This window comes from Thermosyntropha sp. (genome assembly GCF_017656155.1).
GTDB lineage: Bacteria > Bacillota > Syntrophomonadia > Syntrophomonadales > Syntrophomonadaceae > Thermosyntropha.
On record NZ_JACDOH010000011.1, the window covers coordinates 18,553 to 39,133 of the forward strand.

General features: G+C 38.8%; 21 protein-coding genes and 1 riboswitch. All 21 genes read right to left on the minus strand.

Going from position 1 to position 20,581, the window contains the following annotated elements; genetic code table 11:
- Window positions 1-19 precede the first annotated feature (19 nt).
- The 21 genes from H0Z36_RS09735 to H0Z36_RS09835 all read right to left on the minus strand — a co-directional run bounded on the left by H0Z36_RS09735 (window position 20) and on the right by H0Z36_RS09835 (window position 20,576).
- Entirely contained in the window at window positions 20-1,249 is a 1,230-nt protein-coding gene (locus tag H0Z36_RS09735; RefSeq protein WP_296865886.1) for a G5 domain-containing protein, read from the minus strand.
- Between the two features lie 30 nt (window positions 1,250-1,279).
- Complete coding sequence (locus H0Z36_RS09740) at window positions 1,280-2,002, minus strand: PRC-barrel domain-containing protein (protein WP_296865888.1); 723 nt, start codon at window positions 2,000-2,002, stop codon at window positions 1,280-1,282.
- A gap of 21 nt (window positions 2,003-2,023) precedes the next feature.
- Window positions 2,024-3,097, minus strand: a complete 1,074-nt coding sequence (locus H0Z36_RS09745) for a hypothetical protein (RefSeq protein WP_296865890.1) — start codon at window positions 3,095-3,097, stop codon at window positions 2,024-2,026.
- A 191-nt stretch (window positions 3,098-3,288) separates the two neighbouring features.
- Window positions 3,289-4,464 carry a coenzyme F420-0:L-glutamate ligase gene (locus H0Z36_RS09750; protein WP_296865892.1) on the minus strand — a complete coding sequence of 392 codons (1,176 nt, stop codon included), beginning with the start codon at window positions 4,462-4,464 and terminating at the stop codon, window positions 3,289-3,291.
- 126 nt (window positions 4,465-4,590) lie between these two features.
- A complete protein-coding gene (locus H0Z36_RS09755) occupies window positions 4,591-5,484 on the minus strand; it encodes an MBL fold metallo-hydrolase (RefSeq protein WP_296865894.1) in 894 nt (297 codons plus the stop codon).
- Between the two features lie 21 nt (window positions 5,485-5,505).
- On the minus strand, window positions 5,506-6,492 hold the full coding sequence (locus H0Z36_RS09760) for a lipoate--protein ligase (RefSeq protein WP_296865896.1): 987 nt from the start codon (window positions 6,490-6,492) through the stop codon (window positions 5,506-5,508).
- Window positions 6,493-6,573: 81 nt separating this feature from the next.
- The gene (gene glyA, locus H0Z36_RS09765; protein WP_296865898.1) at window positions 6,574-7,788 is read right to left on the minus strand and encodes a serine hydroxymethyltransferase; all 1,215 of its coding nucleotides are present in this window, start codon (window positions 7,786-7,788) and stop codon (window positions 6,574-6,576) included.
- Between the two features lie 31 nt (window positions 7,789-7,819).
- Entirely contained in the window at window positions 7,820-9,205 is a 1,386-nt protein-coding gene (lpdA, locus tag H0Z36_RS09770; RefSeq protein WP_296865900.1) for a dihydrolipoyl dehydrogenase, read from the minus strand.
- Window positions 9,205-10,647: an aminomethyl-transferring glycine dehydrogenase subunit GcvPB gene (gene gcvPB / locus H0Z36_RS09775; RefSeq protein ID WP_296865902.1), complete on the minus strand. Its 1,443-nt coding sequence runs from the start codon at window positions 10,645-10,647 to the stop codon at window positions 9,205-9,207. The genes lpdA and gcvPB overlap by 1 nt, the downstream gene beginning before the upstream one ends.
- Window positions 10,647-11,960: an aminomethyl-transferring glycine dehydrogenase subunit GcvPA gene (gcvPA, locus tag H0Z36_RS09780; RefSeq protein WP_296865904.1), complete on the minus strand. Its 1,314-nt coding sequence runs from the start codon at window positions 11,958-11,960 to the stop codon at window positions 10,647-10,649. The genes gcvPB and gcvPA overlap by 1 nt, the downstream gene beginning before the upstream one ends.
- A gap of 27 nt (window positions 11,961-11,987) precedes the next feature.
- A complete protein-coding gene (gene gcvH / locus H0Z36_RS09785) occupies window positions 11,988-12,371 on the minus strand; it encodes a glycine cleavage system protein GcvH (protein WP_296865906.1) in 384 nt (127 codons plus the stop codon).
- 15 nt (window positions 12,372-12,386) lie between these two features.
- Window positions 12,387-13,493 carry a glycine cleavage system aminomethyltransferase GcvT gene (gene gcvT / locus H0Z36_RS09790; RefSeq protein ID WP_296865907.1) on the minus strand — a complete coding sequence of 369 codons (1,107 nt, stop codon included), beginning with the start codon at window positions 13,491-13,493 and terminating at the stop codon, window positions 12,387-12,389.
- A gap of 28 nt (window positions 13,494-13,521) precedes the next feature.
- Entirely contained in the window at window positions 13,522-14,412 is an 891-nt protein-coding gene (locus tag H0Z36_RS09795; protein WP_296865908.1) for a bifunctional 5,10-methylenetetrahydrofolate dehydrogenase/5,10-methenyltetrahydrofolate cyclohydrolase, read from the minus strand.
- Between the two features lie 152 nt (window positions 14,413-14,564).
- Window positions 14,565-14,673: riboswitch (glycine riboswitch) on the minus strand.
- Between the two features lie 153 nt (window positions 14,674-14,826).
- Complete coding sequence (locus H0Z36_RS09800; protein WP_296865910.1) at window positions 14,827-15,336, minus strand: metallophosphoesterase; 510 nt, start codon at window positions 15,334-15,336, stop codon at window positions 14,827-14,829.
- Complete coding sequence (locus H0Z36_RS09805; RefSeq protein ID WP_296865912.1) at window positions 15,329-15,937, minus strand: XTP/dITP diphosphatase; 609 nt, start codon at window positions 15,935-15,937, stop codon at window positions 15,329-15,331. The genes H0Z36_RS09800 and H0Z36_RS09805 overlap by 8 nt, the downstream gene beginning before the upstream one ends.
- Window positions 15,891-16,661, minus strand: coding sequence for a ribonuclease PH (gene rph / locus H0Z36_RS09810; protein ID WP_296865914.1), 771 nt, complete (start codon window positions 16,659-16,661; stop codon window positions 15,891-15,893). Before rph ends, H0Z36_RS09805 begins: the two co-directional genes overlap by 47 nt.
- 39 nt (window positions 16,662-16,700) lie before the next feature.
- On the minus strand, window positions 16,701-17,228 hold the full coding sequence (locus tag H0Z36_RS09815) for a Fe-S-containing hydro-lyase (protein WP_296865915.1): 528 nt from the start codon (window positions 17,226-17,228) through the stop codon (window positions 16,701-16,703).
- 12 nt (window positions 17,229-17,240) lie between these two features.
- A complete protein-coding gene (locus H0Z36_RS09820) occupies window positions 17,241-18,083 on the minus strand; it encodes a fumarate hydratase (protein ID WP_296865917.1) in 843 nt (280 codons plus the stop codon).
- A gap of 15 nt (window positions 18,084-18,098) precedes the next feature.
- Window positions 18,099-18,839 (minus strand): MBL fold metallo-hydrolase, encoded by a 741-nt coding sequence (locus H0Z36_RS09825; RefSeq protein ID WP_296865919.1) that lies wholly within the window; start codon window positions 18,837-18,839, stop codon window positions 18,099-18,101.
- Window positions 18,830-19,591, minus strand: coding sequence for an acyl-CoA dehydratase activase (locus H0Z36_RS09830; protein WP_296865920.1), 762 nt, complete (start codon window positions 19,589-19,591; stop codon window positions 18,830-18,832). Before H0Z36_RS09830 ends, H0Z36_RS09825 begins: the two co-directional genes overlap by 10 nt.
- Before the next feature lie 4 nt (window positions 19,592-19,595).
- Entirely contained in the window at window positions 19,596-20,576 is a 981-nt protein-coding gene (locus H0Z36_RS09835) for a 2-hydroxyacyl-CoA dehydratase (RefSeq protein ID WP_296865922.1), read from the minus strand.
- Between the last annotated feature and the right edge of the window lie 5 nt (window positions 20,577-20,581).

Here is a 20,581-nt window from a genome sequence, read left to right on the forward strand (position 1 = left end):
TTTATCCCCCCAGAGTTAACTATTTAACAAAATCAGTCCCTGAACCATAGTAGACCGTGGTAGGTTTAGCCTCCTTTACTACCTGCCACAAAAACTCTCTTGAAACAACCTTATCATCCACCACAACCTCTTTATAATAGGATATAACTTCTCCTTCTTTCCCTGATTTTACCCTGCGTTCTCCGGGAGCAAGCTTTGAATCTACCTTCAACTTAACCTCTGGATTAACAATTTTTTTTTCCATCACTACCGCCACTTTTTTTTTACTTTCAGCATTTATTCCCCATACTCTGGCCGCTAATATATTATCTCCTTCTATGTCTATCGTTATCCCAGCTGGATATTTTCCGTTATTTACCAGTTTGCTCCCTTTAGCCTCCATACCTGCTCCCTGCCAAGAGTTTACTATAACCTTTTTCAGTTCATCTTTATCACCAGGCAAAACATACCTTGAAACCTTGACAGAAGATATTGCTTTTTCCACATCCCAGACATCTCCGGGCATAACAACCTTCCCATCCAACAGTTCCACAAGCTCACAAAAAGAAGAATATGTTCCTTCTCCTCTTGCAATTTCAATATTAAGCAGGTCACTGATTTTATTTATATCCTTCACCTTTACACCAGGCGGGATTTTCAGAACTTCTGCTTCAATTTCTTCAAGGCTTCCTTTTTCCAGGTTTTCTGTAATTTTTCGGCAGGTTGCTAAAGCATCCACTTTACAACCGCATTCTTCAGCTTTCAGTCTCAATTCTCCGTTTTTATCATAATCCAATCTTGCATCTGCCGGACTTTTCTGCCTGCATTCTTTTAAAACAAGCCTTATCACCTGTAGCTGTAATTTTTTTTTATCCCATTTAAAAACAGGAGTAACCTCCTGTTTGCTTCCTCTTATTTTTATGTGGTGTAAAAAATCCTCATCTTCATTTTGCACCAACCTATCTGCTTTGTTAAGGCTCAAAGGAACATTATATTCAATTCCCCAATCCTCCAAAGGAATTTTATAAACCCCTTCGGGAAACTTCAAAATTATGCTGTTTCCCCATACTTTTTCTGCTCTATTAGCCCAAACCTTTTCGGCTTCCTCACGGCTAAGCCCGGATAAAGGAACTCCAGCTAAAACTAAACTAGATGGATATACCTTTTTATCCCGGCATGATAAAAACACTTCAGTCAAATACAAATTTATTGAAACCATTAACAAAACTATAAAAGTTAAAATGGCTGCTTTTCTGGTATGCGGTTTCATTTCTTTTATTCTCCCCAAATCAAAATAGAACTATTTTACGCATTGTGATAATTCTACAAATCTGTCGTTAGCTTCAGCTAAAGCTATAACTTCTTCAGTAACTACTGTTCCTTCAGGAATCAATACTTCTCCTTTGCCGTCTTTAATATCCTGAATTACCTTTTTCCCTAAAAGGAAAACCTTTTGCCTTTCTTTAAAAAATGCTGCCCCCTCACTGACAGTTTCCTGATCTTCATCACGGGATATATCTTCAGGCTGAACAACCTTCTTTGCATACTCAAAGCCTTTTTCCCTTACAACCACTACTTCGCTGCCGTAAGTTAAAACATCCTCGGCCTCAATTACTTCTAACTTCATCTCATCCTGAGCTGTCTTATACTCCAGCCTGGCAAGTTTACCGGTATCGCCATCTACCTCAAACTCACTTATAACTCCAATAAGATTACCCTTATTAGTTAAAACCCGGGTGCCTTTGATTTGAATATTTCTGCTTAAAAGATTTTTGGCATCCTCTGATTCATCTACTGATAAAAGCATAGATTGACTCTCAGTAGTAACTGCATGTTCACCTATTCCAACTACATCTTTAAAAGGTAAAACCTTTGCCCCTTCATACCAGCTGCTGTTGCCTACCAGAATAAAATCAACCTTACCTTCTTCAGGATTAATTACCAGATCTTTTACCTGTCCGATCTTAGCGCCATCAATAATTGAAAAAACAGGCAGTCCAATAATTTCCTGGCTCTTTTTCATTTCACTTGCTCCCTTCCTCTCTTATATATAAAGCCTTTCTTTTTTTTCTTCTACCTTTATCTTAAGCCATCTGGGCAGTTTAGAGAAAGGCATCTCTTCCAACTTCAGCCTTTGAATTTCCGACCTTATAAATCGTATAAGCACAAGCTTGCGCTCTGCTTCTTGTTTCATTAACTTATTAATATCTGAAACTTCATTAATAAATTCTACAAGGATTTCCTCAGCCCGGCTATATAAACCTAAAATCTTTGCAGTTTCTGCCAGCTCCAGGGTAAGCATGTATTTTAATTCCAAATCTCCCGTTAAAAGCCAGGCGGTATAAAAATATTCAAAAGCCTGGTTAAGCTCATAGCTCGACTTAGCAACAAACCCTCTGTCAATCATTTCTAAAACCTTAATTTTTTCATCATCTGAAGGCAGCTCCGAATCTGCATCTTTTTCACTTTCAATGTCCATTTCTGATGCAGATAAAACATCCTTTTCCTCCAGGTTGGATTCTTCAATTGTTTCAACCTTCTCTTCACCTGAAAAAATCGATTCACCGCTTATGATTTCTTCTTCAAATTTATCAATCAAGGCCTCATCTTCATCAAAGAAAACAATTTTTTTTTCATTTCTATTCTCTTCCATGAAATCAGCCTTTATGTCATCTGAATCATCAATAGCTATGTTATCATTAATATCTGGATTACTTTCTAAAATTATTTCATCAAGTTCATCTTTCTCCAACCTGAAATTCTGTAACCAGGATTCTTCCGAAACAACAGCCGCCTCTGTTTCCTGTTTCAACTTTTCATTCCACACTGTTTCTAAACCAGTCGAATTAGAGCTAAATTTGTCTGCATTCAGAGAATAATCTAATTGTGAGTGCAAGATATAAAAACTTAATCCCATCAAAATCAAGCAATAAATTATCGCTGCCGCAATTGTCCCAATTCGCACAGCACTTATAGGAAAAGTCACTATAACCAGAAATGCTATTGTTATAACCCCGATACTGGCTTTCAGTGGTAAACCATTTTTTTTCAAAATATAAAACATAACTGTCGAAATAGGTATAAAGACTAAAAATACTCCCAAAAAATATTCCAGCATAGCCAATCCCTTTCTTTAAATTACCATAATAACTTTCGACAGTTATTTGCTATTTCCTGCATAAACAAGGGATTTAAAAGAAAAATAAATGCGTATATTTCTTATTTTATTTTAATTCGAGAAAATATTACATCAACAACAAATATAAAAAAACCAGGGAAATCTTTTTTATCCCTGGTTTTTACATTAGTTTATCCTAAAAATCCTTTAATTAATATCAAAGGAGTCCCGGCATCTGCTGAACCGCTTACCAAATCAGCCAAACTTGCCATCAAATCCTCTACTTTTCTAGGTGTAGTTCCTTCAGTCTCAAAAGAGTTCCTTTCATAAGTATCTTTTTTCATAGCATTAAGTTCTTCCTCTATCTTTTCTCTATCTACTCCTTCTTCGATCATTTTATCTACCAGATACTTATACTTGAGTCCCTCGCGATACTTACCGCGCAACCCTTTGGTCATACCAAAAGCAGGCTGAGGATCAGCAAGTTCATAGATTCCCGTAGATGGATCACGATAAGCCCCATCACCATAAATTATCACTTCTATATCTTTCCCCAGGTTCTGCCTTACCCATGCCTTAACCTCATCTGCGACTTTATCTGCTTCCCTGGGAGCAAGTTTCAATTTATCTCCGGAAGAAAGGTTGCTGCCCAAAAGGCCCCATTCTGACCAAGCTTCACCCTCATTGCATATATTCTGTAAAGTTATGCAATTATATCCCTTATCTTTAAATTTTTGCGCTGTGCGGTGGCGAACATGAATATTAGCCACTACAACACCATCTGGATTATACTTCATAACCGCCAATGGATCATTGCATAAAAATATAGTAGCTTTAGCCCCTTCTCCTGTTATAACCTTTTCATAAAGTTCGATGTAATCCACCTGGGTAATAGGATGTAAAAATCTATCATTTCCTATTTCCTCTAAAGTTATAATATCTCCTTCATGCTTTCCCAACTTCTCAGCAAAATCATAAGGTAATATCTGATTTCCCACCTCATCAGCCGGATAAGAAAGCTGAACAATTACCTCTCCCTTAGGAACTGCTGCTGCAATACCCTTTAAAATAAGAGAAAAACGATTACGGCTTAATATTGGAAATATTACTCCCACCTTGCTTTCCGGGGTAATATTAAGTTTTTCTCTCACCTGAATGGCAATATCTTCAACTGTTACATAATTATTCTGTGCTCTAGCCACAACGGATTCAGTTATGCAGGCAGTATCTCCATCGTCCAATAAGCCATCAGCATCACATTTAGCTAATGCTTCACAAACCATGCCTGCAATATCACTTCCCGGTACAACAACCCCCATTTTAATACCAAAAGCTGAAACTCCTACATAATCCGGTATTCTTCCCACTTATCATCCCTCTTTTTCCTTAATATTTATTGGGGATTAACAGGCTCCCTGCTAAAATATACTTTAAAAAAATCTTTTTCGCAATATATCTGTTAATTTATACAAAAAGTATACAAAACTATAAAACTACTTATCTGACAAAATCACCTTTAAATTATTATCATCTGTAAATATTCGGGCTTTTTTAGTATTGCAAAGATAAGAAAGATAAGCAGATATCGTCCCGGCGATAAGTATGTACTGGTTGCGGTTATCAGGCAGATTCATCTCCTTTATAACATGGCTTACTATCTCTTCCCGGCTTTTTTCTGTCTTTATGTAATCTTCTATTAAAGTCAAAATATGCTTTAACACCTTTCTGTTTTCAACTACTACATTCTTTACATCAGACATAAGCCCACCGTGGGAAAAAACGGTATAAGGATAATCAAAATCCTTTAATTTTTCTAAAGTCCTTATATGTTTCTCAACATCTGCCATATATAAAAACGGAAATTTTTCTAGGTTGTGTAAAGATATTAAACTATCACCGCTGAAAAAAACTTCATCAGGGGTTACTATACCCACATGTTCCATAGAATGACCTGGCAAATCTACTACTTCAAAAATCTCATCATTTATAAAGATTCTCCCCGGCTTAATTTTATGATTAATAACGCTCGCTTCAGGCATAAGAAATTTATTGCGCAACATATTTACCGGGCTTGCCGTCCATAAACAATACGGTCCTAAAAGCGAATTTTCCATAAAAGCAGCTTCAAAAGAGGTAGCATAAATATCACAATTGGACTCCTTTTGGAAATAACTGTTTCCCCCGCTGTGGTCAGCATGGGCATGGGTATTAAATATAGCTACTACTTTCAGATTTTTGCTTCTTAAAAGTTTGTGAGCCTTACTGGCAAAGGCAGAGCTTGCCCCGCTGTCAATCAAAAGGCAAGTTTCATCCGGGAAAATATATACCCCAATTATGCTGGGAAAATTTATATAATAAGTGTTGCCCTTTACATGTTCAAGCTGCAATGTGGTCATCTCCCTTTAATGTTATTTAAAAAGCAGCTTCATAAAATCTTCTTCAGAACATCTCGGTATATAGTCGGTAATATTAATCCTATCAAGATACTCCTTAATATCTTCCTCCCGATACAAAATTCCGGTAAGGCTTTTCTCTAAATCTTCAATATCCCGGCTGGCAAAAAAATCGCCAAATATTTTGCAGCTCTTAATAGTCCCTTTATCTACATTAAGCCTTATGTCTATGCTGCCCCAGTCGAAACGCATTTTTTTCTGAACATTAAAGGCAGGTGAAAAGCCATAAACCCATTCCCAGGTTTTAAACTTATTATCTCTAAGCTCATTTATAGCCTTTAAATCCTTTTCCGTCAAATTATATTCCTGGTTAAAATCCTCTTCTTCCAAGATAGTCTGAGTTAAAATCTCTTTAAATTCTTCTAAAGAAATAGGTGATTTTAAATGTTCACTGATATTCGTTACCCGGCTTCTCACCGATTGGACTCCTTTAGAAATAATCTTGTCAGGGCTTACATTAAGCGCCGCTACCATATCTTCAATATTTACATCAAATAAAATCGTTCCATGATGCATAACCCGGTTTTTGTAGCGGAACTGGGCATTGCCGGAAAACTTTTTACCTTCGATAGTTATATCATTTCGACCGGTATGCTCAGCCTTTATACCTATTTTATCCAGAGCCTTTATCACAGGACGGGTAAACCTTGTAAAATCAAAACCTACGTCATCAGCAGCATCAGCCACAAAGGTAAAATTTAAATTGCCAAAATCATGATAGACTGCCCCTCCCCCTGATATACGTCTCACCACTTCAATTCCTCTTTCTTTAACAAAGTCAAGATTGACTTCTTCAAAGGTGTTTTGATTTCTTCCCACTACAACGGTAGGACGGTTTTGATAAAAATAAAAAATGGTCTCCGAAGTAATGTTCTTAGTTACATACTCATCTAAAGCCATATTGAAGTAAGGATCAGTTGAAGTGTTATTTATTTTTATCATCTTACTCCTCCTTAAATTTAGTAAAAAAGACCAGTATATAAATACCGGTCTTTTGGTTATAAACCTTATAATAAAATTAAACTAAGCATATAAGGGGAACTTCTTGCACAAAACGTTTACCTGTTCTTTGATATAATCTACATGTTTTCCTTCTTCAAACAGTGTTTTATAGAAGAGGTCAGCAATAATAAGCATTTCTTCTTCTTTCATACCCCTTGTAGTAAGAGCCGGAGTACCTACCCTTATACCGCTGGTAACAAAAGGACTGCGGGTTTCTCCAGGTATAGTATTCTTGTTTACAGTTATGCCTACTTCTTCTAACAGCTTTTCAGCTTTCTTACCAGTCATATCTTCGATATTGGTCAGGTCAATAAGGAATAAGTGATTATCTGTTCCTCCGGAAACAATCTTAAATCCCTTTTCCATCAGGGCATTAGCTAAAACAGAAGCATTTTTAACCACCTGTTTTTGATATTCTACGAATGAAGGCTGCATTGCTTCATAGAAACATACTGCTTTAGCTGCAATAATATGTTCCAACGGACCGCCCTGGGTTCCCGGAAAAACAGCCTTGTTTATATCTTTGGCATATTTTTCTTTACAGAGAATAAGTCCGCCTCTAGGTCCTCTTAAAGTCTTGTGGGTAGTTGAAGTTACAAAGTCGGCATATTCAACTGGAGAAGGATGCACTCCTGCTGCAACAAGTCCAGCAATATGAGCCATATCTACCATGAGATAAGCTCCTACTTTATCTGCAATCTCTCTAAATCTTTTGAAATCTATAGTTCTGGGATAAGCAGAAGAACCTGCCAGAATCATCTTAGGTTTATATTTTAAGGCCTTTTCTTCTACATCATCATAATCAATAAAGCCTTCTTCATTTACTCCATATGATACAACATTGAAATACTTACCAGAAATATTAACCGGAGAACCATGGGTTAAATGTCCACCATTGGTCAAATCCATACCTAAAAAAGTATCTCCAGGATTCATAATAGCTAAAAATACAGCCAGGTTGGCATTAGCTCCGCTATGAGGCTGAACGTTGGCATGTTCTGCCTTAAAAAGCTCTTTGGCACGGTCAATTGCCAGCTGCTCTATTTTATCAACGACAAAACAGCCTCCATAATACCTCTTTCCTGGATATCCTTCTGCATATTTGTTGGTAAGAATAGAACCCATAGTCTTGATTACTTCCATGCTGGCAAAATTCTCAGAAGCAATCATTTCCAGACCATTTCTCTGTCTTTCTAGTTCTTCTTCGATATACGCAGCAATAACCTTGTCCATCATATGGATAACTCCTCCCTTAATATTTTATTGATTATTTTTTACTTTTACGCGGAGCTAAATGTATAGCTTCGCCGTTAATATCCAGAACTGCTTCCATTATGGCTTCGCCTAAAGTAGGATGAGGATGAATAGTTCCTATAACCTCTTTTACCTTCATTCTGTTCTTGACCATCATAGTCCCTTCTAAAATCAAATCACTGGCATGAGGCCCTATGATATGCAGACCAATAATAACATCATTTTCATCAGCAATAACCTTTACTAACCCTTCTGCTTCGCCCATAGTCATAGCCTTGCCATTGGCGGCAAATTGGAATTTTCCTACTTTATATGATATACCCTGAGCAGCTGCTTCCTCTTCACTAATACCAACAGTAGCAATTTCAGGGAAAGTAAATATGCAGCCAGGCACAGCATGATAATGAACTGAAGCGTTTATTCCTACCATTTTCTCTACGGCAACAATTCCTTCTTCAGATGCCTTATGAGCTAGCATCTGACCGCCAATTACATCTCCTATGGCATATATGCCCTTAACGCTGGTTTGATAATTCTCATCAACTTTTATAAAATCGCGTTCAGTCTCTATTCCTACTTTATCAAGATTAAGCCCTTCTGTGCAAGGTTTTCTTCCCGTAGACATTAAAACCATATCTGACTCTATTATTATATCACCTTTTTTACCCTGTACATAAACTAAAAGGTTTTTATCTTCTTTTTCTATTTTAGTTACTGCTGCATTTGTATAAACGTCGATATTTTGCTTTTTAAGAAATACCCCTGTCCGTTTGCTGATTTCCTTATCTAATGTGGGTAAAATATTCGGCATATATTCAATTACTGTAACTTTGCTCCCAAAAGCACTGAATATGCAGGCAAACTCAAGCCCTATAACTCCCCCGCCAATAATGGTAAACCTTGAGGGAATTTCAGTAAGTTCTAACGCTTCATCACTGGTGATAACCCCCTCAAGGTCAGCCCCTTCAATATTAAGCCGGGCAGGAACAGAACCAGTTGCTATTAGTATATTTTTAGCCTTAATTTCTTCATCATTTACTATAACCGTATCAGATGAAGAAAGGCTTGCTTCTCCTTTTATAAGTTCAACCTTATTAGCCTCTAAAAGCTGTTTAACCCCTGACACCAAATTCCTTACTATACTATCTTTTCTCTCTTTAGCCTTTTGCATATTAAAAGAAAAACTGCCGACTTCAATATTAAAATCTTCTGCCTTTTTTATTGTCCAAACTGCCTTGGCATTCTGAAAATATGCCTTGGTAGGTATACAGCCTCGATTTAAACAGGTGCCACCTACTTCATCTTTTTCCACTAAAGCTACATTCATGCCTAGCTGGGCAGCCCGGATGGCAGCTACATAGCCACCCGGACCCCCACCTATAACTACCAAGTCTCTCATCACTCTTCCTCCCATTTAACTATCGGGTTACGCGCAGCCCCTACTTCATCAATTCTTTTTACTACTGTAGTGTGAGGAGCATTTTTAACTTTTTCCGGTTCTTCTTCTGCTTCCCGGGCAATATCAGCCATAGCTTTAATAAAATCATCAAGCCTTTCTTTAGTTTCAGTTTCTGTAGGTTCAATCATTATAGCCTCATGCACTATGAGCGGGAAATAAACTGTAGGAGGATGATAACCATAATCTAAAAGCCGCTTTGCTATATCCATAGTAGTTATGCCGTTTTTATCATGCTGGAACTTAGAATTAGCTATAAACTCATGCTTACATAGGCGATTATAGGGGACATTATAATACTGGCTCAAATGGTGGCGCAAATAGTTGGCGTTAAGTACCGCATTATAAGCTACATCTTTCAAACCATCTCTGCCCAGCGATTTAATATAGGTATAAGCCTTGACCACCACTCCAAAATTACCATAGAAATTTTTTACTTTTCCAATTGATTCCGGGCGGTCATAATCTAATACATATTTATCCCCTTTTTTCTCTACAACAGGTACCGGTAAAAATTCAGCTAAGAAAGCCTTTACCCCTACCGGACCGGAACCCGGCCCTCCTCCTCCGTGAGGAGTTCCAAAAGTCTTATGCAAATTTAAGTGAACAATATCAAATCCCATATCTCCCGGACGACATACTCCCATTATCGCATTGAGGTTAGCTCCGTCATAGTAAAGCAATCCTCCGCCTTCATGAACAATAGAAGCTATTTTAACAATCTCTTCTTCAAATAAGCCCAAAGTATTAGGATTAGTAAGCATCAACCCAGCTACTTCATCGCTCATTTTAGCCTTTAAATCCTCAATATCAACCAAACCGCGGTCATTTGATTTTACTTCTACTACATCATATCCAACCACATTGGCGGTCGCCGGGTTAGTTCCGTGAGCAGAGTCGGGCACTAAAATTTTAGTGCGTTTTTCATCACCGCGTTTTTTGTGGTAAGCCTTAATTATCATCACACCGGTCATTTCACCATGAGCACCGGCAGCCGGCTGCAGGGTAAATCTGTCCATTCCGGCAATCTCACAGCACATTTTTTCCATTTCATACATGAGCTCCAACGCACCCTGAACCGTCTCCTCCGGCTGATAAGGATGAATATTGGCAAAGCCGGGGAGACGGGCAGCCCACTCGTCTATTTTAGGATTATATTTCATAGTACATGAACCTAAAGGATAAAAACCGCTGTCAACCCCATATGCCTTGCGGGATAATTCCGTGAAATGGCGGATTGTTTCTACTTCGCTTACTTCTGGCAAACTTAATTTTTCCTTACGCTGCAGCGCTTCAGGTATTTCCACTACTTCAGGTACTTCACAGGGGGGAAGGCTGAAAGAGTTGCTAAAAGGAACATGTTTTTCGAATATAAGTTTACTCATTATTTTTCCCCTCCTAACACATTTACCAGCTTATCAATTTCTGCTCTGGTTCGCTTCTCAGTAAAGGCTAACATCATGGCATCATCGAGTTCAAAACCGCCTATAATCCCATTTTCTAGAAGTTTTTTATTCATTGTGGAGGGATTATCCATTTTTACTGCAAATTCCCGGAAAAATGGCTGTTTATATTTAAGAGTAAGCCCCTTTTTCTCGAGCTCATTTTTGGCATAGACTGCCATCTGATGTGACCGAAGGGCAATCTGTCTTAATCCTTCTGGTCCAATAAGACTCAAGTAAATAGCTGCCGCTAAGGCACATAAAGCCTGGTTGGAACATATATTAGAACTTGCCTTTTCTCTTCTGATATGCTGTTCTCTGGCCTGCAGGGTAAGGACAAATGCCTTTTTCCCTTCACTATCTACCGATTGCCCTACAATGCGTCCGGGAATCTTGCGCAAAAGCTTTTCACTGGCTGCAAAAAATCCTAAGTAAGGACCACCAAAGCTGAGATTATTTCCTAATACCTGCCCGTCCCCAACTGCAATATCAGCTCCATATTCGGCTGGAGATTTAAGAATGGCAAGGGAAATAGGATCAACACTCATTATGAGAAGGCCTTTATTTTGGTGGACAGCCTCAGCCAATTCTTCAATCCCCTGTTCTATTATCCCATAGAAATTCGGCTGTTGGATAACAACTGCAGCTGTCCCCTTTCCGATAGCTTTTTTCATAGCTTCAATATCTATAATGCCATCTTTGCCCGGTATTACTTCTATTGCAAAACGCCCTGACAAAGCATATGTTTTTAATATCCTTAAATTTTCGGGATGAATATTATCAGGAACAATAATCTTTTTGGCTTTGCTGGAAACTGCTACCTGACATGCTTCTGCTAAAGCTGTCCCCCCATCATACATAGAAGCATTTGAAACGTCGAGCCCGGTAAGTTTACATATCATCGTCTGGTATTCAAAGATAGACTGTAATATTCCCTGGCTGATTTCCGGCTGGTAAGGGGTATAAGCCGTATAAAACTCAGATCTCAAAAGAATTTGATCAACTGCAGCCGGAACAAAATGGTCATAAGCACCTGCTCCCAAAAAGCAGGGATATTCATCTACCGTTATATTGCGGCGTGCTTTTTCTAAAAGATGTCGTTTTACTTCTATTTCGCTTAAACCTTCAGGCAGATCAAGTTCACGATTTAATCTTACTTCTTGGGGAATATCCGCAAATAAATCTTCAAAGCTGTTTAATCCGATGCTCTTAAGCATCTCCTCTGCTACAGCAGGAGGATTAGGAGTATACCGCATTATCTCTCCTCCTTTACTCAATACTGTTTATTCCTGTTCAGCGCAAAATGCTTCATATTCTTCTGCATTCATAAGTTCGTCAAGGCCGCTTTTATCGGTTATCTCAACAACAGCAATCCAGTTGGTATAGCAATCTTCGTTTAAAAGTTCCGGAGAACTTTCTAGTTCTTCATTTACTTCCACGATAGTGCAGCCTACCGGTGTATATACTGAAGAAACTGCTTTTACAGATTCAACTACAGCAATAGAATCTTCTGCATCAAATTCAGCATCTACTTCTGGAAGCTCAACAAAAACAATATCTCCTAAATGTTCTTGAGCATAATCGGTTATTCCAATATAAGCCTTATCTCCTTCTACCTTTAACCATTCATGATTTTGAGTATAGAGCAATCCGCTTTCTACCCGCATTATTTATCCCTCCATTTATTTTTTATTTTTAGTCTGTTTTTTATAAAAAGAATTTTTCATTACTCTAGCTGTAACAGGCTTATTGCGAATCATTACTTCGATTTCCGTTCCTTCTTCACTGTACTCTTTTTTAATCAAAGCTAAACCAATCGCCTTATCTAAAGTAGGCGAATGGGCTCCGGTAGTAACATGACCTATCTTCTCACCATTTTTATAAACCTCATAGCCGTGGCGCGGTATGCCTTTGTCTACCATTTTAAACTCTACCAAAATGCGTTTTAATCCCTCTTCTTTCTGCTTTAATAAAGCCTTTTTACCAATAAAATCATCCTCTGATTTAAGCTTCACAAAATAACCTAAACCTGCTTCTAAAGGAGTAATATCTTTGTCTATTTCCTGTCCATAAAGCGGTAGCTTAGCTTCAAATCTTAAAGTATCCCTTGCCCCTAAACCAACCGGTACTACATCCTCACCTCCTGCCTTAATTATTTCTTCCCACACATGCACTGCCCCATTTGGTGATATATAAATTTCAAAACCATCTTCTCCGGTATAACCAGTACGGGAAACTAAACAACTTACTCCTGCAACTTTTACATCAGGTTTAAACCAGAAAAACTCGATGGTGTCAAGGTCAGTATCAGTAAGCTTCTGCAAAATCTCCTGTGCTTTAGGTCCCTGTAGAGCCAATTGAGCATAATCATCTGAAACATTTTTTACTTCTACTCCTGGGAAAGCATGTTCCTTAATCCAGGTAAAATCTTTCTCCGTATTGGCAGCATTAACTACCAGGAAAAAGTGCTGAGGATTATACTTATAAACCAGGAGATCATCAACTATTCCCCCATCCTCGTAACACATAAGGGAATACATAACCTGTCCGTTATTAAGCTTTTTAGCATCATTTGTTACCAGATACTGCACAAAATCTTCAGCTTTTTCCCCTTTTACTTCAATCTCACCCATGTGGGAAACATCAAAAAGCCCTGCTTTTTGTCTTACCATGTGATGTTCTTTTATAATTCCGCTAAACTGAACAGAAAGCTCCCACCCGCCAAAATCAACCAATTTTCCCCCATACTTTTCGTGCATGGGAAAAAGCGGAGTTCGTTTAAGTGCCATAAATGTATACCTCCTTAATCATTTTATTTTAACCATGCCTAGCCTCTAGCTGCCTTTTAAGTGCAGTAACCGTGTTTTTCATAAGATAAGCTACGGTAACAGCTCCTACCCCTCCCGGAACAGGAGTAATATAGCTGGCTTTCTTTACTGCTCCTTCAAAATCAACATCACCTACTATATCTTTCCCTACCCGGTTTATACCAGCATCAATTACTACTGCACCTTCTCTTATCCAATCTCCCGGAATAAGGTTGGGAACTCCAGCTGCTACTACCAGAATCTCCGCATTACGCACATGATGTTCCAGCATTCCCCGCTGGGAAGTCGCATAGTGGCATATAGAAACAGTAGCTTCTTCCTTCAAAAGCATGGTCGCTACCGGCTTCCCTACAATCGAACTGCTGCCTACTACAGTTACTTCCTTTCCTTTAATCTCAACCCCTGTTGATCTTATGAGGGCCATTATAGCTTCAGCTGTACATGGGTAAAGTGCTTCTGCACCTAAAAAAAGCTTGCCCATGTTATAAGGGGTAACTCCCTCTACATCTTTCATGCTGTTTATACTCCACTGCACCTTGCGGGCATCAATATGTTCAGGCAGAGGCATATGAACCATAAGACCATTTATTACCGGATCGCGGTTTATCCTGTCTATAGTTTTCAAAAGTCTTTCCTGGGAAGTATTTTTTGAAAGTTCGATTGTTTCGTAATTAATACCTATTTGAGAGGCCAGCTTTCGCTGTGATTCCTTGTAAACTGCAGTTGCCGGATCATTTCCTACTTCAACAGTCATAAGGAAAGGGGAAACATTCTGCTCTTTAAGCTCACTTATTTCTTCAGAGACTTCCTTTAAAATCTGATCCCTTATAGCCTTTCCATAAAGGATGTTAGCCTTTTGAACATTATATAATGCATTCATTTTTACTGCCTGCCCCCTTAAACACTTTATTTTAGCTTTCCCCTTTAAAAAACTGATATACAGCATAGCCTTCCGTCTGAAATATACCTAAAATAAAAACAGGGAAGAAAATGAGGCATTTTCTTCCCTGTCGAAACACTTCTTCAGGGTTTCGTCAGGATATGATCCTTTTGCCTGAAAGTTACACCTTCGATTATGCCTATCAAAGGCTTGCCTCTTCGGCGATTTTGCTTGCGCAAAATCCTCTCTCATATCCTTCATCCGAAATATTTTCTTTTCAGGGAAAATATAAATAATAAACATTAAGCTTGACTTTCCCTTTACATCTTTTGGAGAGATTATACAAAATTATTATAATACTTGACAAGCCTTTGATAAGTTAAAATTTTCACAACATTATTTCTATTTTTTATATTATAAATATAATAATTTTATTTTTAAATTATCACTCTCTTTATAAATTAACCCCCATGTGCCACAATTTTTATTTCTAGGTTTAGTCGGACTGCCGGGATTCAGAAACCAGATTTGGTTTATCTCTTCACAGACCGGTATATGGGTATGTCCAAAAATTACCACATCTGCCTCTACTTCTAATGCGCGGTAATACAGGACATTAAGGTTTTCTTTAACCCGGTATTGATGACCGTGAACCATATAAACCTTTTTATCTCCTATAAGCAAAAACTCCTCTTCAGGAAACCCTATAGCACTTTGAAAAGCCAGGTCGCAGTTCCCTATAACCCCAGTAAATCCTATATTAAGCTTTTTTGACAGCTTCACTGCATCACTGTAATAATCGCCAGTAAACAGAAAATATTCTACCCCTTCTTCAATGAAAACCTTTTCTGCTTTTTCTATATCACTATGTGTATCACCTAAAACAGCAATTTTAGTAAAATCAATCTTCTTAAACCTACTCATACCTACTCATCAATCCTCTTATAACCGGAACTATTTCGCGCAGTGCTCGCCCGCGATGGCTTATTTTGTTTTTCACTTCTTCGGGAAGCTCAGCAAAAGTTAAATCAAATCCATCTGGTATAAACAATGGATCGTAACCAAAACCCTTATCGCCCCTAGGTTCCAAGGCTATTTTCCCTTTACACTCACCCTTAACCGTCCGCACTTCTCCTCTCGGAGTGCAGATTGCTATAACACATACAAACTTGGCAGTTCTTTTTTCTTCTTCAATCCCCTGCATAAAAGTTAACAGCTTTTGATTGTTTTCCTCATCAGTCGCCTTCTCCCCAGCAAAACGCGCTGAATAAACCCCCGGCTTTCCTTCCAAGGCATCTACCATCAGCCCTGAGTCATCAGCCAAACACACATATCCGGTAAAATCTGCGGTTACTCTAGCTTTTTTTATCGCATTTTCCTCAAAAGTCTCCCCGTCTTCTTCAATTTCCGGCACGTCAATATCTATTTCTTCTAAAGTAATAACCTTAATATCTAAATCAGTTAATATATTTTGAAGCTCACGCTTCTTCTTCTGATTTCTCGTCGCTATCAACAGGGTTTTCATATTTAATCTCTCCTACGATTTCTTTTTGTAAATCTATAAGCTGATAAATGCCTTTAGCCGCCAAATCTAAAAGAGAATCAAGCTCATTCCGGCTAAACGGACGTCCTTCGCCGGTTCCCTGAACTTCTACGAATTGGCCTGATCCAGTCATTACCACATTCATGTCCACTTCTGCATTAGAGTCTTCTACATATTCTAAATCTAAAATCGGCACACCTTCATAGAGCCCTACGCTTACAGCAGCAACATAATCCTTTAAAGGCATTTTTTCAATAACTCCATTTTCCTTAAGCTTCTGCAAGGCTAAAAATAAAGCTACAAACCCCCCGGTTATTGAAGCAGTCCGGGTCCCTCCATCAGCCTGAATAACATCACAGTCAATCCATATAGTCCTTTCTCCCAAAAGATTAAGATCAACAATCCCCCTTAAAGCCCGGCCAATGAGCCTTTGAATCTCCGAAGTTCTTCCGCTTATTTTGCCTTTGCTTACCTCACGCGGAGTTCTGGTAATGGTTGAAGCAGGCAAAAGAGAATATTCGGCGGTAACCCATCCGGTGCCGGTACCTTTTAAAAAAGGCGGAACCTTTTCTTCATGAAAAGCTGAACACAAAACCCGGGTATCCCCTACTTCAATCAAAACCGACCCGTCAGGATGCTTCACATAACCCGGAATAATTTTTACTGGACGCATTTTATCTGCTGCACGATTGCTAGGCCTCTGCATAAAAAAACCTCCACCTTTTATTTAGCAAATTAATATTTGCTATTTCCTTTCATAAATATTATTACCTTCAGCATCTATAGCTACAATACAGGGAAAATGTTCTACTTCAAACTTGCGCAAAGCCTCCGGCCCTAAATCATCATAGGCAACAGTTTCTACCCCCTTTATCTTATGAGCCAGATAAACTCCGGCTCCTCCAACTGCCGCCAGATAAACTGCCCCGTATTTTTTCATAGCTTCTACTACTTCTAAAGAGCGTTTTCCCTTGCCTATCATTACCTTCAGGCCTTTGCTTAAGAGAAGAGGAGTATAAGAATCCATCCTGCCGCTGGTAGTAGGCCCGGCAGAACCTATTATTTTGCCGGGCGGAGCTGGACACGGCCCTACATAATAAATAATCTGCCCTTCAGGATCAAATGGCAATTTCTCTCCTTTTTCCAGCGTTTCTTTCATTCTCTTATGGGCAGCATCCCGGGCTGCATAAACAGTCCCTTCCACCAGTACCTCTTCTCCTGCCTTAAGATTTTTTATATCCTCATCTGTCACCGGTGCTCTCAATACTTTCAACTTTTTTCACTCCTAAAGTATAATTTTCACCCTTCTGGTAGCATGACAGCCTAAATTAACTGCTACCGGCAGGCTAGCAATATGGGTAGGATAAACCTCTATGTTCACAGCCAATGCAGTAGTTTTCCCACCCAGCCCCTGAGGACCAATCCCCAAGGCGTTAATCATTTCCAGGAGTTCTTCTTCTAATTTTGCAATATCTTCCCGGCGATTTCTTTCATCTAATGGACGCATCAAGGCTTTTTTGGCAAGATATGCTGCCTTTTCCATATTTCCGCCTATTCCCACTCCTACTATAACCGGAGGGCAGGGATTAGCCCCAGCCTCTTTGACCGTATTTAATACGAATTTTTTTACTCCTTCTATCCCATCAGACGGCTTAAGCATAGCAAGTCTTCCCATATTTTCACTTCCGGCACCTTTGGGAAATACATTTATTTCAACATTTTCCCCCGGAACCACTTCAATATGAACTATTCCCGGAGTATTATCCCCTGTATTTCTTCTGATCAGGGGATCATATACTACCGAATTGCGGAAGTATCCTTTCCGGTATCCTTCCCTTATTCCTTCGTTTACGGCCTCTTCCAGGCTTTTGCCTGTTATATGCACATTTTGGCCAATTTTCAACTCAACTACTACCATACCGGTATCTTGGCACAAAGGCATCCTTTCACTTAAAGCCATATCAGCATTTTTAAGTATTATATCTAAAATCTTCTGTGCCCTCTTTTCAGTTTCATTCATTCTAGCCTTCTTTAAAGCCTCTTTTATATCTTCAGGCAGCCTTATATTTGCATTAATAACCGCTTCAGCTATAATATCCCTGATTTCTTCCGCCTTAATCTCCCGCATAGCCCCTCCTTAACATTAAACCTTTATTTTTAATCCGGCCTTTGCCATAATCAGTTCTCCCTTATGGACCTCCAGTATCTCAGCTCTGAGCCTATCTATATCATATCCCGGCCAGAAATGAGTAGCTACCAGTTTATCTGCTCTTAAAACCTCAGCCATCCGTCCTGCATCATGAGTTGTCATATGTCCTGCCCGTTTGGCATACATACCTTCATTCTTATAAAGGCAACACTCCGCCAATAAAAGCTGAACCTTTTCACCTTCTCTATAAAAATCCGTAAAAAACGCAGTATCTCCCGTATAAAAAAGTGCTTTTTCCTTAAATGAAACCTTTAAGCCATAAGATGGCAAAGCATGTTTCATTTCAACAAACTCAAGATTTATATCTTTTACTTCTACTTTCATTCTGTTTTTTATTTCTATAACTTCAAACTCAGGAGCTCCTTTAAAGTATTCATATTCTCTCTCCGGTTTTTCTGGAATAAAAAGTTTAAGCTTTTCTTCCCGCTTTTTCAGCATAAAAGCCCCTCTTAAAGCATGTCTTAAAGCATACAGATCAACATAATGGTCAGGATGAAAATGGCTTATAAAAACTGCATCTAAGATATTATAATCTACATAATTTCCCAGACATGAAAAAACCCCATGTCCACAATCCAGTAAAATGCGGGTTTCTTCAGTTTCCAACAAATAGCCCGAGGTGGCCTCACCTGTTTTAGGATAAGGTGCCCAGTGTCCTATAACTGTTAACCACATGATTTTTCATCTCCATATACACAGCAGCCGATAGCTCCATTAATTTGAGGATAAAAAAGCCTTTCCACATGAACCTTAGTTTCCCGTCTCACTATGTCAAGCAAAGCGGAATTGTAAGCCCCTCCTCCTGAAAAGACCAGGATATCGCTGCCTAACTTTTTCAAATAAGAAGCAAATCGCCGATAAAGTGCATAGTTAACCCCTGCGGCCAATTGAGCGGTAGAATAACCTTCTACAATTTTGCCTATAATCTCCGTTTCTCCAAAAATAGCACAGGTTGAGCTCAACTCAACTGGATTTTCACTGTAAGATGATAATTCCTCAAGGCTTATATCTAAAACCCATGCCATGTTTTCCATATATCTGCCCGAACTGGCGGCACAGCGGTCATTAGTCATAAAATCTACCGCCTTTTTATCCCGTATTTTTATAACCTTGGTATCCTGCCCTCCTATGTCAATAAGGGTAAAATCAGAAAATCCTGTTTGCCATATAGCTCCTTTGACATGAGCCTGAATTTCAGGAATATGTTCTGCACCATCAATCTGAATCGTCACTTTGCCATAGCCGGTTGCTATAATCTTATCTTCAACAAATCCCAATTCCTGAACATCAACCTTAAGGTTTCTTTCACCTTTACCGGCATAACGCCGATAAAACTGAATAGTATCATAAACTTCACTTTTAATTATTTCATTATCCTTCATCTGCACAATTTTTACCGTTCTCGACCCTAAATCTATACCAATCATAACCTCACCTTTTAAGCATATTTATAAAAGCCTCTAAACGCATACGGCTGCGGGCATCAAGTTTTCCAGGCTTGTCCCCTTCCAAAGTCAGAAATGGGATCTTAATCTTTTCGCGGTAAATCAAATCTTCAATCTGCCTGAAACAAAAAGTCTGAGTGTAATGAATAACCCCGTCTACCCTCCTTAAGGATATTTGTTCCAATATATCATCAAGCCTGGCAAAAGCCCCATAAGGATAAGTGTATTTAAGATACTGTTCAAATATATCTTCTGAAGAAAAAGGCATAGAAAACTGACGTTGGACTTCATTGTATACTACCCTGGCCCCCATCTCCTCTAATGCCTGATAAAAATCAGTAAATATGGGAGGAACTCCAATATAAGCCAAACGAAGCATTTTATCATCGTAAGGTTTTCTTTTTTTTGCCTCTTTAATAAACCTCTCCAAATCTTCCTGGTAGTTGGCCGGACTTCCGTTAAAATCGCTGGAAGAGACCAGATAATAGTGGTTTTCAAAACTGCTTACCAAATTATCCTTCCAGGTCATTTCATCAATCTTATGGCATAATTTCCGTATCTCATCTAATTCTTTTTTTACCCGCATAACCTCGGAATAGTTTACCTCAAAATAATCCATCAATCTTTCTATATTAAATTTGAGCATTTCCTTATCCCTTTCAAAAGGAAAGGCAAAAGGGATTATCTTAATCCCTTTAAGCTGCAAAGTCTCCATAAGTGCCTGCGTATTGCTGCAGTCGCCCTGCATCACAGCTACAACTGCTTCCAGATCATTTTCTTGAGATACGGCATAAAGCCCTTTTATCCAACCGCAAGTATTACGCGGGTATCCGGCTTCTTCAGCCAATTCTACCATTTTTCCAGCTTCTTTCGAAGTGATAAATATATTATTCAAATCTACCGGCTGTTTGCCGGCAGCTATAATAACTTCCACCGGTATAGTTGTAGTAAAACCTATTTTCCCCATAATAT

Coding starts and splice junctions, on each gene's coding strand:
- H0Z36_RS09820 (WP_296865917.1), bottom strand. CDS start 18,083: ATGCGGGAGATTAAGGCGGAAGAAATCAGGGATATTATAGCTGAAGCG.
- H0Z36_RS09745 (WP_296865890.1), bottom strand. CDS start 3,097: ATGCTGGAATATTTTTTGGGAGTATTTTTAGTCTTTATACCTATTTCG.
- H0Z36_RS09800 (WP_296865910.1), bottom strand. CDS start 15,336: ATGAGTAGGTTTAAGAAGATTGATTTTACTAAAATTGCTGTTTTAGGT.
- H0Z36_RS09825 (WP_296865919.1), bottom strand. CDS start 18,839: ATGTGGTTAACAGTTATAGGACACTGGGCACCTTATCCTAAAACAGGT.
- lpdA (WP_296865900.1), bottom strand. CDS start 9,205: ATGAGAGACTTGGTAGTTATAGGTGGGGGTCCGGGTGGCTATGTAGCT.
- gcvT (WP_296865907.1), bottom strand. CDS start 13,493: ATGGCACTTAAACGAACTCCGCTTTTTCCCATGCACGAAAAGTATGGG.
- H0Z36_RS09795 (WP_296865908.1), bottom strand. CDS start 14,412: ATGAATGCATTATATAATGTTCAAAAGGCTAACATCCTTTATGGAAAG.
- H0Z36_RS09740 (WP_296865888.1), bottom strand. CDS start 2,002: ATGAAAAAGAGCCAGGAAATTATTGGACTGCCTGTTTTTTCAATTATT.
- gcvH (WP_296865906.1), bottom strand. CDS start 12,371: ATGCGGGTAGAAAGCGGATTGCTCTATACTCAAAATCATGAATGGTTA.
- H0Z36_RS09805 (WP_296865912.1), bottom strand. CDS start 15,937: ATGAAAACCCTGTTGATAGCGACGAGAAATCAGAAGAAGAAGCGTGAG.
- glyA (WP_296865898.1), bottom strand. CDS start 7,788: ATGATGGACAAGGTTATTGCTGCGTATATCGAAGAAGAACTAGAAAGA.
- gcvPB (WP_296865902.1), bottom strand. CDS start 10,647: ATGAGTAAACTTATATTCGAAAAACATGTTCCTTTTAGCAACTCTTTC.
- rph (WP_296865914.1), bottom strand. CDS start 16,661: ATGCAGAGGCCTAGCAATCGTGCAGCAGATAAAATGCGTCCAGTAAAA.
- H0Z36_RS09830 (WP_296865920.1), bottom strand. CDS start 19,591: ATGATTGGTATAGATTTAGGGTCGAGAACGGTAAAAATTGTGCAGATG.
- H0Z36_RS09760 (WP_296865896.1), bottom strand. CDS start 6,492: ATGATAAAAATAAATAACACTTCAACTGATCCTTACTTCAATATGGCT.
- H0Z36_RS09835 (WP_296865922.1), bottom strand. CDS start 20,576: ATGGGGAAAATAGGTTTTACTACAACTATACCGGTGGAAGTTATTATA.
- H0Z36_RS09735 (WP_296865886.1), bottom strand. CDS start 1,249: ATGAAACCGCATACCAGAAAAGCAGCCATTTTAACTTTTATAGTTTTG.
- gcvPA (WP_296865904.1), bottom strand. CDS start 11,960: ATGCGGTATACTCCTAATCCTCCTGCTGTAGCAGAGGAGATGCTTAAG.